Raw genomic sequence first — 17,833 nt, forward strand, 5'->3', positions numbered from 1 at the left:
AAATACCGCCAACCTGCGCCCGCCCGACGTACGGTCCGACCAATGCCGACGTCCACTTGTCATTACTAAACCCACTGTTCAAGAGCCCGCAGCCATGTTTAACGGACGCGACCCACGCATCGATTTTTTTCGCGGTCTGGCGCTGATCTTCATCTTCTGGGATCACGTGCCCCACAACCCTCTGGGCCAAATCACCCTGCGCAACATCGGTTTCAGCGATGCGGCGGAAGTCTTCGTGTTTCTCGCGGGCTTCGCGGCGGTGTTGGCCTACGGCAAGATCCTGCAGCGCGAAGGGTATTGGATTACCTGCGTGAAGATCCTGCGTCGTGCCTGGGTACTGTACGTGGTGCATATCTTCCTGCTGGCGATGCTGATGGGCATTGTGTTCTTTGCCAACAGTCATGTGGAAACCCGCGACCTGGTCCAGGAAATGGGCCTGACGCACTTCATCAGTAACCCTCAGCAAGCGCTGACGGATGAGTTGCTGTTGCGCTTCAAACCGAACCTGATGGACCCGTTGCCGCTGTACATCGTGCTACTGGCGGGCCTGCCGCTGGTGCTGCCGTTGCTGGTACGCAAGACCTGGGCAGTCGTTGCCGTGTCACTGGCGGTGTACCTGCTGGCGCCGAAGCTGGGCTGGAACCTGTCGGCGATTGCCGACGGTGTGTGGTACTTCAACCCCGTCACCTGGCAGTTGCTGTTTGTACTGGGCGGCGCGGCGGCGTTGCACAGCCAGCAACCCCGGCCGGCGCAACGCCGACCGCTTTCACGCCAGCCATTGTTCATCGCAGCCGCCTGCTACGTGGTGGCTGCCGGCATCATCACCGTTTCCTGGCGCTGGCCCGAGATCCACGATGCAGTGATGCCCTCCGCCCTGAGCGACCTGTTGTACCCCATCAGCAAGACCGACCTGTCGCCGGTGCGTCTGCTGCACTTCCTGGCCTTGGCCTACGTCACCGCCAAATTGTTGCCAGGCCGTGGCTGGACGCAAAACTGGCTGGCACAACAAACCTGCCGCATGGGTCGCTACTCCCTCGAAGTGTTCTGCCTGGGGGTGTTGTTGGCGCCGTTGGCGGACATGGTCAACGCCATGACCGATGATGCCTTCGCCATGCAGATCTTCACCGCGCTGGTAGGCGCCGGATTGATGGCCTTGCTCGGCGCGTGGCTGGACTTGAACAAGCGCCTGACCCAACCGGCGCAGGTCGCCACGGCCTGACCTTCGACATCGCAAAAACAAAAGCCCCGATCAATTGACCGGGGCTTTTTTTGTTGACCGTGTACGTATCAGGACGTTGAACGCACCGAGCCTGGGGAGGCATTGGTCGGCTGCAACTTGAACACGTAGAACAGCACTGTCAGGAACAGCAGGAACACAGGCCCGACATACAACGCAACACGGGTATCCGGGAAGTACGCCATCAGGCCCACCACCAGCACCAGGAACGCCAAGGCCAGGTACGAGCTGACCGGGTACAGCCACATGCGGTATTTCAGGGCTTTCTGTTCGGCGGGGCTCAAGCTTTTACGGAACTTGAGTTGGGCCAGCAGGATCATGACCCAGGTCCAGATCGCGCCAAACGTGGCGATCGAGGTCACCCAGACAAAGACCTTGTCCGGTACCAGGTAGTTGAGCAGTACGCCCAGCAGCAAGGCGAAAATCGACAGCAGCAACGCACGGCGCGGTACACCATTGCTGGAGGTGCTGGCGAAGGTCGCCGGGGCCTGGCCGTTCTGCGCCAGGCTGTAGAGCATGCGCCCGGTGCTGAAGATCCCGCCGTTGCAGGACGACAGCGCGGCAGTGATCACCACGAAGTTGATGATGCCGGCAGCGGTCTTGATGCCCAGACGCTCGAAAGTCATCACAAACGGGCTGCCTTGGGTGCCGATTTCATTCCACGGGTAGATCGACAGGATCACGAACAACGCGCCCACGTAGAACAGCAGAATGCGCCAGAACACCGAGCCGATGGCGTTGGGAATGGTCTTCTGCGGGTTCTTCGCTTCACCAGCGGTCAGGCCGATCATCTCCACGCCCAGGTAGGCAAACATCACCATTTGCAGCGACATCAATACGCCCTGCACACCGTTGGGCAGGAAGCCGCCGTGGGCCCACAGATTGGAAATCCCCAGCGCCACGCCGTCGTTGCCAAAGCCGAACGCAATGATGCCGACGCCGCCGATGACCATCGCAATGATGGTGACGATCTTGATCAAGGCGAACCAGAACTCGAACTCACCGAAGGCTTTCACCGCGATCAGGTTGATGGTGCCCATGCTGATCAGGGCGGCCAGGGCCCAGATCCAGCGTGGCACATCGGGGAACCAGACGCCCATGTACACGGCGACGGCGGTGATTTCTGCGACGCAGGTTACCAGCCACAGGAACCAGTAGTTCCAGCCGGTGAGAAAGCCGGCCAATGGGCCTAGGTAGTCTTGGGCGTAACGGCTGAACGAGCCGGCGACGGGGTTGTGCACCGCCATCTCGCCGAGGGCGCGCATGATCACCAGGATCGCCAGGCCGCCAATGATGTACGACAGCATGATTGCCGGGCCGGCCATCTCGATGGCCTTGGCCGAACCCAGGAACAGGCCGACACCGATACAGGCGCCGAGCGCCATCAGGCGAATATGCCGTTCGCCAAGTTCGCGTTTAAGCGGACCGCCCGAAGCGGTCTCGCCGTGGGGCAGGTGGTTGCCAGCGGGCATAGGGGTACAACCTCATTTTGTTATTGGATATGAACCACCGAGTGTTCGACGTCACAGCGGGTCGCCACGACGCCCTCCTGCCAGGCCTGCCTTTTGGGTAAACCTGCCTGGCCGTACAAACCGGGCCAGCTCAGCGGGGGTGCAGTATAAAAAGCCATGAGCAGGGCTTTTCACTCTATAAACAGCAAGATTCAGCGAGAAGTCTCGGTAAAAGCGCCTTTTGCGGAGGGGCATCACCTGGGCAATGTAGGAATTGCCTTTAATTAGCGGCGGCGAGTATTGCACAGGGAGGGTGCACCGTCATGCCCCTACCTTTGGTGGATTTACCTGGGGAAGAGGCTCTAGAACGCACCTATTGTGGCAAGTGGCTGGATTGTGGCCAGCGGGCTTGTTGTGACCCGCTCACTTGTTGTGGCGAGCGGGCTTGCCCGCGTTGGACTGCGCAGCAGTCCCAAACCTGGCGACCGTGGTTTGTCTGCTAGAACTCGGGGGTCCTACTTGGGGCGGCTGCGCCGCCCAACGCGGGCAAGCCCGCTCGCCACAACAAGCCCTCTGGCCACAATAAGCCTGCTCGCCACAGGGATCAGACGGTCGCAGAGACATCTGCACACTGATTTCAGGATCGCCTCCCAGCACTCAGTACTAGCGTCAATAAGTCACTACATCCATTAAGGAGCAAAGGATTGCCTCGCCAACCCAACTCTCACCTATTACGCCGTGGCCGCTATTCAGAGTCGGGTCACGCTTATTTGATTACTGCTGTGGTTCATGCCAGACGCCCCTTGTTTCGTGACTTTCATCTGGGACGATTATTGGTGGCCGAACTAAAGCGAGCCCACGACTTTGGCTTGGTCAACTCACTCGCCTGGGTCGTAATGCCAGATCACTTTCATTGGCTATTTGAACTACGGGAAACGGAGCTGGCGCAAGTAATGGGGCGAACCAAGTCCCGGAGCACTCTGTCCATCAACCGTGCTTGCGGCAGCTCAGGTGCTTTCTGGCAACGGGGCTATCACGATAGGGCAGTGCGTGCAGAGGAAGACCTGCGCAAGATTGCCCGCTACATCATCGCCAACCCCCTGCGCGCCGGACTGGTGGAAAATATTGGCGACTATCCCCTTTGGGACGCCGCCTGGCTTTGAGTCAGACATCCACCCCAGTTGACCCGCGAGCCTATTGTGGCGAGCGGGCTTGCCCGCGTTGGACTGCGCAGCAGTCCCAAACCTGGCGACCGTGGTTTGTCTGCTAGAACTCGGGGGGCCTACTGGGGCGGCTGCGCCACCCAACGCGGGCAAGCCCGCTCGCCACAACAAACCCGCTCGCCACAAGAGCCTGCTTGTCATAAACACTGTCCTGCTACACAAATTTTTCCTACACGCTCACCACCGTCTAAGCTTCAGACAAGTCCGATCAATCTGCGTGAATGGATCAATCGACTATGGGCGCTTTATGGCAAACCGATTCGACCAAGGCTACGGTGCCAACCGACAGCGCGGATGAACCGCCATTGCCACAAAAGCCCCGAAAACGCCGTTTTATCTGGCGTATGTTCTGGCTGTTGCTGGTGATGGGCCTGATCGCCCTGGGTTATGCAGCGTCCAGGGAAATGCGCACTTCTCAGTGGCAAGCCCGGGAGTTCAGCCGTGTGGCGGCCACTTTGACCTATGACCTGCAACCCGGCCCCAGCGACGCCATCGTCTACCCCGGCGCAGGCCCTTTCGATCAGCGCCTGGGCTACAGCGCACTCGGTGATTTCCTGCCGCGCCTGCTCAAACGCGACTACCTGATCCAGTCACAAACGCGCTTCTCCGATGCGCTGATGGACTACACCCGCCACGGCCTGTTCGTGCCCTATGCCGAGAAAATCCAGGCGGGCCTGTCGATCACCGATTGCCGCGCCACATCGCTGTACCAATTCAGCTACCCCCAGCAGTTCTACCCGACCTTCGCGTCCATCCCACCCGTGGTGATCAACAGCCTGCTGTTTATCGAAAACCGCGACCTGCTGGACCCCGCCCAACCCCGCGCCAACCCGGCAGTAGACTGGCCACGGTTTGCCAAGGCCGCCTGGTCCCAGGTGGCCAAGCTGTTGCACTTGCCGGGCCAGACCGCAGGCGGCAGTACCCTGGCCACCCAGTTGGAAAAATACCGCCACTCACCCGACGGCTTGACCCTGTCCGGTGGCGAAAAGATTCGCCAGATGATTTCCGCCAGCGTGCGCACCTACCAGGGCGGCCCCGACACATTGAAGGCCCGGCAGAACATCGTGCGTGACTACCTCAACAGCGTGCCGCTGTCGGCAGTGCCCGGGCATGGTGAAGTGCATGGCATGGCCGAAGGCTTGCGGGTCTGGTACGGCGCTGACTTCAAGCAGACCAACGCCATTCTGGCCAGCACCGATGCAAAAAACCTGGCGCAGAAGGGCCTGGCCCTGCGTGAGGTGTTGTCTCTGATGATCGCCCAGCGCCGACCCTCTCACTATTTGTCCAAGGGTCATGATGAACTGGCACAACTGACCGACAGCCACATCCGCCTGCTCGCACAAAACGCGGTGATCGACCCCGCACTGGCCAGCGCCGCCCTCGCCAGTAAAGTCAGTTACCGCGACTGGCAACGACAACCGACCCTGCAACCCATCGAAACCAGCAAAGGCATCAGCGTCGCGCGCAGCCGTCTGGCCACATTGCTCAAGCGACCTCTGTACGACCTGGACCGCCTCGACCTGTCCGCCACCAGCACCCTGCAAAATGACCTGCAAACTCAGGCCACTGAGTACCTCAAGCACTTGGCAGACCCAGCTTTCGCCGGCCAGCTCGGGCTGCTCGGCCCACGCCTGCTGACCCCGGCCAGCACCGCTCAGGTACGTTACAGCTTCAACCTCTACGAGATGACACCCGATGGCGCCCGAGTACGGGTACAGACCGACAACACCGATCAACCCTTCGACATCAACGAAGGCAGCAAGCTGGAATTGGGCTCCACTGCCAAGCTGCGTGTGCTGACCACCTACCTGCAAATCATCAGCGAACTCCATGACCGCTACGCCGGCCAAACACCCGCCGCGCTGAAGAAAGTCAACATTGATGAGCAGGATCGCCTGTCCCGCTGGGCTGTGGATTACCTGGCGCAAAACAGCGACCAAAGCCTGCCGAAAATGCTCGACGCGGCCCTCAACCGGCAGTACTCCGCCAGCCCCGGCGAAAGCTTTTTCACCGGCGGCGGCCTGCATCACTTCCATAACTTTCGCAACGAAGATAACGGCCGCAGCCCGACGTTGCGGGACGCCCTGCGCGAATCGATCAACCTGCCGTTCATTCGCCTGATGCGCGACCTGGTGCGTTACAGCACCTATCATGGCGCCAACAACAGTGCCGAGCTGCTCAAGGACGACAACGATCCGCGCCGCCAGGAATACCTGGCCCAATTCGCCGACCGCGAGGGCACGACCTTTCTGCTGCGCTTCTGGAAAAAATACCGCAACAAGGACACCCAGGCCCGACTCGACACCTTCCTCGACGGCATGCACCCCACCGCTATCCGCCTGGCCGCCGTGCATCGTTACCTGCTGCCCCAGGCCAGCCAACAGAGCTTCAACAGCTTTGTCCGTGCCCACTTGACCAGCACCAAGGCGCCAGAAAAACTCACCGATGAGCGCCTGGAAAAGCTCTATCAAAATTATGGCCCCGGTGCCTACGACCTGCCGGACCAAGGCTACATCGCCAAGGTCCATCCCCTGGATTTGTGGCTGCTCGGCTACTTGCTGAACAACCCCGAGGCCACCTTCACCCAGGCCGTCGCCGCCAGCGAGCATGAGCGCCAGGAAGTCTATGGCTGGCTGTTCAAGAGCCGGCACAAAAGTGCCCGAGACAGTCGGATTCGCACCATGCTGGAGATCGAAGCGTTCCTCGACATTCATCAACGCTGGCAGGCGGTCGGCTACCCGTTTGACCACCTGGTGCCGTCGCTGGCCACCGCCATTGGCAGTTCGGGCGACAAGCCCGCCGCCCTTGCCGAACTGGTGGGCACCATCCTCAATGACGGCATACGCCAGCCAACCCTGCGTATCGACAGCCTGTACTTTGCCGCCGGTACTCCCTACGAAACCCGTCTGATCAACGACCCGAACCGTGGCAAGCGCGTGATGCCCAGCGAAGTCGCCAGCGCCTTGCGCACAGCGCTCTCGCAGGTGGTGGACGCCGGCACCGCCAAACGGGTCTCAGGCAGTTTCAAACTGGCCGATGGTACGCCACTCGCCATGGGCGGCAAGACCGGCACCGGGGATAACCGCATTGAAGCCATCGGTGCCGGTGGGCGAATTCTCAGCTCCAAGTCAATCAACCGCACGGCCACCTTTGTTTTCTATATTGGCGAACATCATTTCGGCACCCTCACCGCCTTTGTACCCGGCGCCTCGGCCCAAGGTTTCAAGTTCACCTCGGCCTTGCCCGTCCAAGTCCTCAAGGGCATGTCTGCGATTCTGACCCCCTATCTGCAACCCGGTGCCCAAAGTTTGTGCCTGCAACCGACCGCCCGCCAATAAGGGCGTTATATAGCTGTTTTTCAGTCCTGAATAGTGCATCGGACGCGCGCTGTTCCTAGCAACATTTCAACCTTTTAAACCCGCGTACCTGGCAGATAATCGGATGCTCCAAGTCTTAATAAAAGGTCATCCAACTCATGTCAGTCACGCTCATGGACCGAGCCATTTCGGCCGCCGAAAAAAAACCGGTTCATTACGATTTCATCCAGCAACAACTACCTCGATGGCTGACCGATACAGGGTCGCAACGAATAACCTCACTGAAAAATCTCACGCCTGACATCGCCCTGATCCACGCCAACGCCTTGCCATCGGCGCAACACAATTCACTCAAACAAGCCCTGGGCAACCATTGGACAACCCAGAACGCGCTGGACAAAAAGCTCGCGGCCCTAAGCGACATCAAGGCATTTGCCGAACCGCTGCTCAAAGATGCCCTGAAAGACTACGGCGACATCGACATACTCCACACCTGGATCCGCGTCTACGCACCTGCCAAATTGGCGTGGTGGGCAAAGAACGTGCTGCACGGTGTCACCAGCAGAATCACCACCCTGCTCGACGCGGCGCTGCACAATTTCTCGACAGAGGAAAACTTCGCCGAGTTTACGTTCCTGTCCGACGAGGACATTCGCGGACAACGCCAACTGTTGACATTCCAGCACAAGGAAACCGGCCAGGCGCTCACCACCGAGGATTTCAAGACCCTGTGTCGGAACCTCGATATCGGCGCACGCTATCAACAAAAAATACGCGCCACACTGGGGTTCGATGACGCGGCAATCGCCGCCCCGCTGCACCTCGACATCATCAGCAACCTGAAGGCAGCGTTGAACAGCGCCGCCCATCTGGGGCTGGCGAAAAAAGACATCACCCAGGATGCCTATGAGCTCGTTCAAGCCCTGCTGCGTGGAGACTCCCGACTGGAACTGAACGGCCAACCGATGGATTTCTACACACTGGACCTGCTGGAAACACGCCTGATCGGCGTCCTGGTTATCGCGCCTACACAGGTTGGCCCCGAGACCATGAGGATGCTGGCCTATATTCCCGAGGACCCCGAGCATCCGCTCAAGGAATACGCTTCGTCACTGGACTTCGTCAAAGAGCTGACCAGCCAGTTACGTGACAAAAACCCTGTGCCTGAATCATCACGTCCCAGCTATCAACAATTCTTCAGCCAGTTCATTGCCCACCAGGAACGTGGCCGTTTTTTTAACCAACTCAACAGCGTGCTCTCCCCCCTGCGCTGGCTTCCCAGGGAGCGTGGCGATAGCCGTCCGAGCTGGCGAGAAACACCGGAGCAGGCACCCAACCTGCAGTTTCACATCGAGGCGGTACGGGATGACACCGCCCACCGCGCCAAAGATCCGACCTACGATGACCTCTGGCACTACCTGTACCGGGTCAAACTGAACAAGATCGTCAATGATGCTCAGGAAATCGCTATTTCCACGGCCTACGCTGACCGCATGGCTCGCTGGAACTGGTGGGATAACCTGGAAAACATGCTCACGGACATTTTCAACGCGGCCCTGCTGGTCGTGACCCCGTTCGTGCCCTTTCTCGGTGAGTTGATGATGGCGTATACCGCCTACCAGGTACTCAACGACGTCTTCGAAGGTATCGTCGACTGGGCCGAGGGCCGCCAACTTGAAGGATGGGAGCAAACCCTGGCGGTGGCAGAAAACCTCATTCAACTCGGCCTGTTCCATGCCGGCGGGAAGATTACAGAAGTCGCCAGGTTGAAGCTGTCGCCCTTTGTCGACGGGCTCAAGCCCGTACAGACGCCCACGGGCGACACTCGCCTATGGCACCCCGACCTAACGCCTTATCAGCAAAGGTCCCTGCGCCTGCCGCCGACAATCGTCCCTGAAGAGAACGGCCTGCACCCGCATCAAGGCAAGCAGATTCTACGGGTGGACAACCGTCACTATGAGGTCAGGCAAGACCCCGCCAGCGAGACCTTTCACCTCGCTCACCCCAGGCGTTCCGACGCCTATCGTCCCCAGGTGACCCTTAACGGTAGCGGCGCCTGCGTGCTTGAAGGCGAGGAACCACGAGCCTGGAGCAACACGCGCTTGATGCGCCGCCTGGGGCCTCTGGCAGAGGGGCTGAGCGCTGGTGAGCTTGAACAAACGCGCGTCATCAGTGCTGTGGATTACGGCGCATTGCGCCAGATGTACGTCAGGAACGAGCCGACCCCAGCCTTGCTGGCCGACACGTTGAAACGCTTCAACAATGAGAAGCGGATCAAAGACGATGTCGAAAAAATTCGCACGGCAATGCCGCTCGATCCTTCGTCGTTCTGGTTTGAGCAAACGGTCACTGAGCTTGCTGGCTGGCCACAGGACAAAGCACTGCTTGTCTATCAGCGCTCGGACCTGACCGGTGATTTCCGGCGTTATGGCAGTTCAACGGCCCAAGGCAACGACGCGCTGGCCGTTAGTACCGCTGAAGTCATGTCTGGTCAGTTGCCGGAAAAAATCGTGACGTTCCTCAGTCAACGACAGGTCAGCGGCCTGCTGGGCGAAACCTTGCCCGCTTCAGAGCAGCAAAAGGCACTGCGCGAGCGGCTTGCCGAACATGTCGTACAGCAAACCGATTCGATCACCCGGCACCTGTACATGGAGCAGGAAAGCTCCAGCGATCCCCATGTCCAGTTACTGCGCACCCAGTACCCCGAGCTGCCCCTGAGCATCGCCCAACGCCTGGTCAGGCATATCCGGGCCCGTGACCTGAACGTAATGAGCGAGGACAACCGCCTGCCGCTGGACGTCAAGAACCAGGCCCGTGAACTGCATTTCGAAGCCGAAAGCACCCGCGTCTTCGAACAGCTCTATCAAGGTAAAAACCTCTCGGCACAGGCCGAAAGCCTCGCCCTCAACACCCTGAGAATTCACACGGATGCACTGTCGAAGCTGCGCATCGAAGTTCGCGAACGAACGCCCACAGGCGACATACGGATTCAGGTCGGCGCGCAAGACGCCCCGAACGTTCGGGTTCTGGTTCGCAACAGAAACGCGCAATACCGGGTCTTTAACGCCCAAGGGAAATTGGTACACGGGACCACGGACTTCTACACGGCAGTCTTCCAGGCCTTGACCAACGACGAGCGCTTCACTGATGGCGAAAGGTTACGTGCATGGCTTGTCGACAAAACCAAAGTCCCTGCGCAACGACGCCTGGTATTGGCTGAACCGCCGATCCGAGCGCAGGCCGAACCCGAAACCCTCATCCTTCTGGGTGGAGGTTTCGTCAGTACCTTACGTGGCGCGCCGGCGGACGAGATATCCCCCCCAACCTTGCAGCAACGCATTAAAAAGTGGCTACCTGCAATGTCCGAACAAAGCGTGAGGAGCTTTGCCCAAAAGGCGGAAAGCCCCGATGGGCTCAAGGTACTGGAGCGCCTGGAAACCGAAAGCGCAGCGTTTGAAAACACGCTGGACACCTATGTCCGGTCCAAAACCCAGTGGCGCGATGACAGTCCATTGGCGGCCGAAGTTCGAAAACAAAGGGCGGATTTTGCCACTCTCCTGTTTGACGCTTGGCGCGAGGGCTATACACGATTGCATGACGAATCAACGCCTAATCGCGGTGCCAGACTGGACCTGTCTAGAATGCAATGGCCGGACAAATTACCCACGCTCCCCACCGAAATGCGACAAGTCACTCGCTTGTTTATGAACGACAGTGAAATCACTTCCGAACGTGCCAATTTCCTGAAGTATTTTCCCCATCTTAAGGTGCTTGACCTGTCGGCCAACCATTTGGAAACCCTTCCGCCCGCTATTGCCCACATGCGCTTGCTCAAGCAACTGAGCCTGAGTGGAAACCGAATTGTTCTGGACGCTCCCGCCGTCGAACGCCTGCGCAACCTGACGCGTCTGACCCTGCTCAACCTCGCCAACAACCCATTGGGTACGGCGCCCGATATCAGCCTGATGCCGAACCTGAACACACTGCTTCTGGCCAATACCGGTATCCGCGAATGGCCCACCGGCCTTTTTGCGCAACCGCGCAACGACGAATTTGTGCTGGAGTTGCAACGCAACCCTATTACCACGGTGCCCGATGTCGCCAGAAACTCGGAGTCAGCCATCACTATCGCCCTGACCCGCCTGGACCGCGCCCCTCTGAGCATCGAGGCCTTGAACCTCTTTGAAGGTTATAGAACCGCCGTTGGGCTCGACCCCTATCGAACGTATGAACCCCAAGGCAGAAGCGATTTCTGGCTTGAAGGGCTGGGCGATGAAAACCGCTATCTCTATCACGAACTCTGGATGGACCTGGAGCATGAAGACGGCTCCCAGGGTTTTTTCGAAGTGCTCAAGGCCCTGGAGCCAGCGGAGGTTTTTGAAGACCCGATCGACGAAGCGCTCTATGCGCAAAACAGCACACTGCTCAGATCACAAGTGCGCAGCATGCTGTTGGCCATGGACGCAGACGGTGACTTGCGCCAAACATTGTTCCGCATGTCCAGTTTCCCGGGGTTGTGCCCCGACGCCGGCATGCAAATCTTCAACAGCATGGGCATCGAAGTTGAAGTCAGCCAGGCCAGGCTCTTCAGCCGAACGCCCGCCGAGCGTGAGGAGCGAACGGTCAAACTGGCCAAGGGCGCTGCCCACCTCAAGCTGCTGAACCACGTTGCCCGCGCAGACATCGCCAACCGCCTCAAGCCCGTTGCCGAGGGCGGTCTTGGCCTGCGCCTGAACTCAGACATGGTTGATGGCGAGCCCGGTACCGTCGATGAAGTGGAAGTTCACCTGGCCTATCAGACGCGCCTGGCCCGCAGGCTCGGTTTACCCTGGATCAGCGAACATATGGTGTATCGCGAAACAGCCCAGGTTCCTGAAGCCTCCATCACCCAAGCGCACACGGCGGTACTGCAATTGAGCGAAGGTGACGGCCTGGTGGATCAGATGCTACTCGAACCCTACTGGGAAAGCTTTCTCCAGGAACACTACGCGAGCGACTATGAGGCAAACGAAAGCAGCATCGACGACCAGTTCTCGCTCCTCGATCAACTGCACAGCGAACAGCAGGCGTTGGTCCAATCGCCGGACCTGACCGACGCACAGAAAGCTGAAAAACGTGAACATCTGAAAACGCTGGTCGAGCAATTGCAGGTCGAGGACCGGGTAGTGCCTGACGAGCTGATGTCCGATGAGCTCTACAGCCAACTGCTGAATGATCTGGGCGAGCGGCGCAAGGAATGGCTGCGTGAAATGACCCGACAGTCGCTGAAACGGATTGACGAGTAAAGCGCCAAGGCGAGCGCGTATCCAGCGCTCGCCTGCGATAAAAAACAACGGTATTAGTTATCTATATTTTGCATTTGAATATTGAAGAACAGGCACACTTAAACCTTGAATAACCCCCAACATTTTGAACTTTTGTTCTCAACCTCAAAGGATACGCTAGTGATTAAAACCACTTAACGAGTTTAATTTCATGCCCGAACTTTCAACCCTACCCAACAGGCCGACAGCGCTCTATAAAGGCCCCCATTATGACCTGATCAAACAAAAAATTCCGGATTGGCTTTCCACAACTTCCCTTGCGAGAGCCAGTCAGTTGAACAGCGCAGCCGTTTCTCGGCCAGCCTGGTACACCAGCGCCTCGACTGAGCAACATCAAGCGCTCAAGACTGCCAATGCCGAAGGTTGGCGCACACACAATACCGTGCAGGGGAAACTGCGCGATGTGCAGGACGCGTATGCGTTTGCCGAACCGCTATTGAAAAAAGCCATCCTGGATCAGTACGGCCTCGATCTGGACGTCAATACAACCTTCCTGAACCTGTATATCGCCAAGGATTTACCGTGGTATGCCGTCAATTTCTTTTCGGCAACCATCAGCCGAAAGATGTCACTTCTGGACGCCGCACTGCATAACTTTGCCAAGGGCGAAACGTTTGAAGCCCACTCCTGTTACATCAGTCCACCCGACTATCGCGGTCACTTCGCGATCCTGCCGTTAGACGACACGATGTCCATCGACCAGTTCAAGACATTGTGTCGTGAACTGGATATCGGCGCCCGCTATCAACAACACTTGAATAACCACCTTCTGCCGACGAACCTTGTCGCTCGCGCCGAGTTGAAAAACCAGATCACCGCCAGCCAAAAAGCGGCACTCAAGGCCGCAGCGCAACTGGCCTGCCTGAAAACCGATGCTCAACAGAACCCGGACCTGGGGGCAGGCGCCTATCAAGTGTTGATGCGCGCGCTACGAGGCGAACGAGGCCTGATGCAGTTCTACCAACTGAATATTCTGGACGCATCACTGACGGGCATCCTGCTCATTGCGGCCGACCTGGATAAGATTTCCAGCGTGTCGAAATTGATCGCCTACATACCCCACGACCCCGAGAGCCCCGTCAAGGAGTACAACTCTACCCTTGAATTCATGCGCGACCTGACGCGCAAACTGCAAGCCAATGCGCCCCTGCCCTCTCGCCAGCAACAGACTTATCAACAGTTCTTCAGCCAGTTTGTCGATCATATTCAACGCGGGCACTTCTTTGCCGGGCTGGATCAACGGCTCTGCCAGGTTAAGTGGCACCAGAAAACGCCACTGGATCCTCGCCCTCAATGGCGGGAAGCGACGCTCGAAAATCCCAACCTGCAGTTTTCCTTACCCAAGATCGAAGATGATCTTTGGGAGCACCTCTACCAACAAACCCTCAACAAGATTCTTAACGATGGGCGCAGCATCGCCATCCCTACAGCCGATGCGGACAGCGCGTACCGCTGGGCCTGGTGGGACAACTTCACCAAAATCCTCTCGGATATTTTCAACGTCGCCCTCATGGTCATCACGCCGTTCGTGCCGGGCCTCGGCGAACTGATGCTGGCCTACACCGCCTACCAATTGGCCGATGATGCCATCGAAGGTGTTGTCGACCTGGCCGAAGGCCAGTTCAAGGAAGCCGCTGAACACCTGATCGCGGTGACGACCGATATTCTCCAACTGGGAGCCTTCGCCGCAGGTGGAGAAGTGGCGAGCGCCTTCAAACGTTCGCCCTTCGTCGATGGTATGAGAGCAGTCCGTGTCGGTGACGAACAACGCTTGTGGAGCCCGGACCTTGGGCCTTATGCCAAGGGCGACCTGCAGCTGCCAGCCGACTCCCGACCCGATGCACTCGGCCTGCACTCCCACCAAAACCAAAAAGTCCTGCGCCTGGATAACCAGCACTACGTCGTCGAGCACGACGAAACCGCCAATACTTACCGGGTCAAACACCCCACCCGCCCCGACGCCTATTCACCCACGGTCGATCATAACGGCAGTGGCGCCTGGATCCATGAAGGGGAGAACCCTCGCACCTGGGACAGCGAGACCTTACGCAGCCGCCTCGGCCCAGTGGTGGATGGACTCACCCCCACTCAACTCGAACAAGCCTGTGAGACCAGTGGCACCCACGACGGCGCCTTGCGCATGATGTACGCCAACCGCGATACCCCGCCGCCTCTGTTGGCCGACAGCCTCAAACGCATGAAACTACGCGTGGAAATCGAGGCGACGCCCGAAAAGATCCGCACAGGGGCAGCAACTGACCTGCCAACCAACTGGTCGGCGCAAACCACCAGTGAACTTCAGGGCTGGCCGTCGAACAAAGCCATCAAGGTATTCATCGGCGACGACCTGGTGGGTGACGCCATGCCCTACGGAGCTATGGACGCCACCGATGCCAACACCCTCAAGATCAGTCACCAGGATGTGCAAGCGGGCAAGCTGCCCGAGCAACTCAGCGTCTTTTTGAGTGAAACAGAACTCAGCACCCTGCTGTCCGCCCCTGTACCTGAAACCGCTGCGGGACGAATCAAGGCATTGCGCGATCTCCTGGCCAATACGCTGGAGCAGGAAAAAGCCGCCGTCTTCAACCACCTCTACAGCACCCAGGAAGTCAGCGACACCCCCCATGGCCGGCTGATTCAACAGCAGTTCCCGCAACTGCCCAAAGACCTTGTGGCAACACTGCTGCTACGCACCTCACCGCAAGAGCTGACAGTGATGAGCAGCGAACAGCGAATCCCCCTGCGCTTGAAAAACCTGGCCAGGGCACTGGCAAACGAAGTGCGGGCCAGCCACGCGAGCGAAGGCTTTTACAACGATGCCTTGCTGACACCGGACACCGAGCGCATGGCACTCAATATCGTGCGCCAGCACACCGATGCACTGGGCGACTTGAACATTGCCATTCATGAGCAGACCCCCGACGGTGCCTTGCGTTGCCAGGTGGGGCCCGCCGAGGCCGGTACGAAAAAAATACTGGTGTACAAGGGTCAGGGGCGTTACCAAATCCACGAGGCCTTCCCTCAAGGGCACCCACCGCAGTACAGCTTCTACGAAGCCCTGTTGCGCGCCGTCCCTGCGGAAAAACTTGACTACCTGCCGGGCCAGGGAGGGATCTTCAAGGAGTGGCTCAAGGACCAACTTAAACCACTGGCCGAACGCCGCACGGTGCTGCAAGTGCCGACTCGGCGCGCAGGCGATGAGCGCACGACACAAATCCTCCTGCAAAAACCCATGTTCGGTGGCCTGCGTCGTTTGATTCTTGGAGAACCACCGAGGCAGCCACCGACGCTTAAAGAAACATTGGCCACACTGTGCCCCCGCTTGAGCGAGGAACAGATACAGGCAGTGACGCCACACCTGAACACCCCGCAAGGAGAACGGTTGCTGAAAACGCTGGAAGCTGACCGCGCAACGCTGGACGAAGACATGGACCGTTTTCGTAAAAAAAGGCCATCACTCGACAGGGCAACGCCTAATTGGGTGCTGAACGAAAAACTCATGCGCGACCTGATCATTCTTGAATTGAAAGTCTGCTGGGAAGAAGGTGCCTACCTGCGCATGCTCCCCCCGGAACCCAGGCCACGCGGCACCCTGCTGGACTTGAGTGAGTTGGTCCTGGGTCGCTACATACGCGGCCTGGAACCCCTGCGAGCAGACTTCAGCCACGTCACCCGTTTGAATCTCAATGGCACGAGATTGGATATTCAGGATGTGAAGTTTCTCGATAATTTCCCCAATCTGCGAGCCCTGGACCTGTCAGGCAATGAGCTCGACGAAATTCCATGGCGACTATCGAAGATGAAGGACCTGACGGCCCTGAACCTGAGCGACAACCCAATCACATGGTCTCCCGATGACTACAAAGTCATTAAACAATGCCCGCAGCTTCGCTCATTGAGCCTGGAAGGCCACACCAACCTGACCATCCCGCCGAATCTCACCCTGATGACCGAATTGCGCCGGCTGGTAATGCGCAGGACCAGCGTTATCCAATGGCCCACAGGAATGGAAAGCCGAAGAGGTTCCATCCCGGAGCTGGACTTCAGCAACACGCCGCTCAACACCGTGCCCGACGTCGCTCCAGACTCTGTGGCAGCTCGAATAGTGGCCTACAGTTGGCTGGATCGTGCAAAGCTTGGGCATCTGGATGAGGACAGGTTCGTCAGCTATCGTCGCAACTTCGGTATTGACCCTTACCGCACCGTGCCACGAGGGGGCAAGGCCGCTAGAGAGTACTGGATGTATTTCATGGCAAGTGAAGACCTTGACTACGCCGTACAGATTTGGGATGACGTCGAAAAAGAGCACGGTTCCCAGGGCTTCTTCGACGTGCTCAAACTGTTGCGCCCACCCGAGCAGTTCCAGACAGATACCGATGTGCAGCTGTTTCAACAGGGACGTGAGGACCTCACCACACGGGTCTGGCAGGTGCTGTTCGCGGTAGATGAAAACCCGGAGTTTCGCGACCGGATGTTCAGTTTGGCCGGCACGCCAGCCAACTGTGCGGACGCCGGCGCCCATATTTTCAACCGCATGGGCGTTGAAACCCTACTGGAAAACATTCGCAACGATGACACCCCATTGGGGCTCGCGACCCGCGAAAGCAATCTGGTAAAACTGGCCAAACAGTCCTGGCGTCTGGACCAGGTCAACCAACTTGCCCGCAAAGAAATCCAGCATCGTGTCACCCCAACGAACGAGGGCGGGTTGGGGCAAGCATTTGGCAGCGGTCCGAACCAGGTCGATGACGTGCAGGTGTACCTCGCCTACCAGACCGGGCTCAAGACTCGCCTCGACCTGCCGTGGCTGTCCAAACACATGGTCTACCGCGACACCGCCAGGGTGACGCAGACCCACCTCGATACTGCGTTTGGCGACATCACCCAGCGGGAGCAAGGCGACGGCCTGGTTAATGGACTGCTTGAACAACCGTTCTGGAGCGACTACCTGCACGACGCGTACCTGGAAGAGTTCAACACCCAACGTGAGAAGCGCGCAAACGCCGGCAGCCAACTGGAAGATTTACTGGAGGCACAACAGGAATGGGCCAGCGCACAAGTGACACCCGAACGTAAAGCAAGCCTGCGCGAACAGCTCATCACATTGGCCGATGAGTTGGTTATCCCTCACACCGTGGTGTTAGCCGAACAGCCGTTATCGGACGCTACCGTGCGAGACCTCTACGATCATATCCAGCATGATTACAACGAACTGGGCCGACGCCTGACCCGTGACGCGTTGCAAAACGCAGGCCTGTAATACCCCGCTTCAAAGCCACTG

General features: G+C 58.5%; 6 protein-coding genes. 5 read left to right on the plus strand and 1 reads right to left on the minus strand.

Translation table 11 applies throughout. From position 1 onward, the window contains the following. The first annotated feature begins 94 nt into the window (after positions 1-94). Positions 95-1,219, plus strand: coding sequence for an OpgC family protein (locus HKK55_RS19540; RefSeq protein ID WP_169356172.1), 1,125 nt, complete (start codon positions 95-97; stop codon positions 1,217-1,219). A 68-nt stretch (positions 1,220-1,287) separates the two neighbouring features. Here HKK55_RS19540 and HKK55_RS19545 read toward each other — a convergent pair whose 3' ends face one another. Next, the gene (locus HKK55_RS19545) at positions 1,288-2,709 is read right to left on the minus strand and encodes an amino acid permease (RefSeq protein WP_169356173.1); all 1,422 of its coding nucleotides are present in this window, start codon (positions 2,707-2,709) and stop codon (positions 1,288-1,290) included. Between the two features lie 683 nt (positions 2,710-3,392). Between HKK55_RS19545 and HKK55_RS19550 the strand changes: the two genes are divergently transcribed. The 4 genes from HKK55_RS19550 (at position 3,393) to HKK55_RS19580 (ending at position 17,812) form a co-directional block, all read left to right on the plus strand. After that, positions 3,393-3,851 carry a transposase gene (locus HKK55_RS19550; RefSeq protein ID WP_169356174.1) on the plus strand — a complete coding sequence of 153 codons (459 nt, stop codon included), beginning with the start codon at positions 3,393-3,395 and terminating at the stop codon, positions 3,849-3,851. 296 nt (positions 3,852-4,147) lie between these two features. Continuing rightward, the gene (locus HKK55_RS19555; RefSeq protein WP_169356175.1) at positions 4,148-7,249 is read left to right on the plus strand and encodes a transglycosylase domain-containing protein; all 3,102 of its coding nucleotides are present in this window, start codon (positions 4,148-4,150) and stop codon (positions 7,247-7,249) included. Between the two features lie 137 nt (positions 7,250-7,386). Further along, on the plus strand, positions 7,387-12,513 hold the full coding sequence (locus tag HKK55_RS19560; protein ID WP_169356176.1) for a DUF6543 domain-containing protein: 5,127 nt from the start codon (positions 7,387-7,389) through the stop codon (positions 12,511-12,513). Between the two features lie 313 nt (positions 12,514-12,826). Then, entirely contained in the window at positions 12,827-17,812 is a 4,986-nt protein-coding gene (locus HKK55_RS19580; RefSeq protein ID WP_237151273.1) for an NEL-type E3 ubiquitin ligase domain-containing protein, read from the plus strand. The last annotated feature ends 21 nt before the right edge of the window (positions 17,813-17,833 follow it).

Origin of the sequence: Pseudomonas sp. ADAK18 (assembly GCF_012935695.1) — a bacterium.
Classification (GTDB): Bacteria; Pseudomonadota; Gammaproteobacteria; order Pseudomonadales; family Pseudomonadaceae; genus Aquipseudomonas.

Coding starts and splice junctions, on each gene's coding strand:
- HKK55_RS19555 (WP_169356175.1), top strand. CDS start 4,148: ATGGGCGCTTTATGGCAAACCGATTCGACCAAGGCTACGGTGCCAACC.
- HKK55_RS19545 (WP_169356173.1), bottom strand. CDS start 2,709: ATGCCCGCTGGCAACCACCTGCCCCACGGCGAGACCGCTTCGGGCGGT.
- HKK55_RS19540 (WP_169356172.1), top strand. CDS start 95: ATGTTTAACGGACGCGACCCACGCATCGATTTTTTTCGCGGTCTGGCG.
- HKK55_RS19560 (WP_169356176.1), top strand. CDS start 7,387: ATGTCAGTCACGCTCATGGACCGAGCCATTTCGGCCGCCGAAAAAAAA.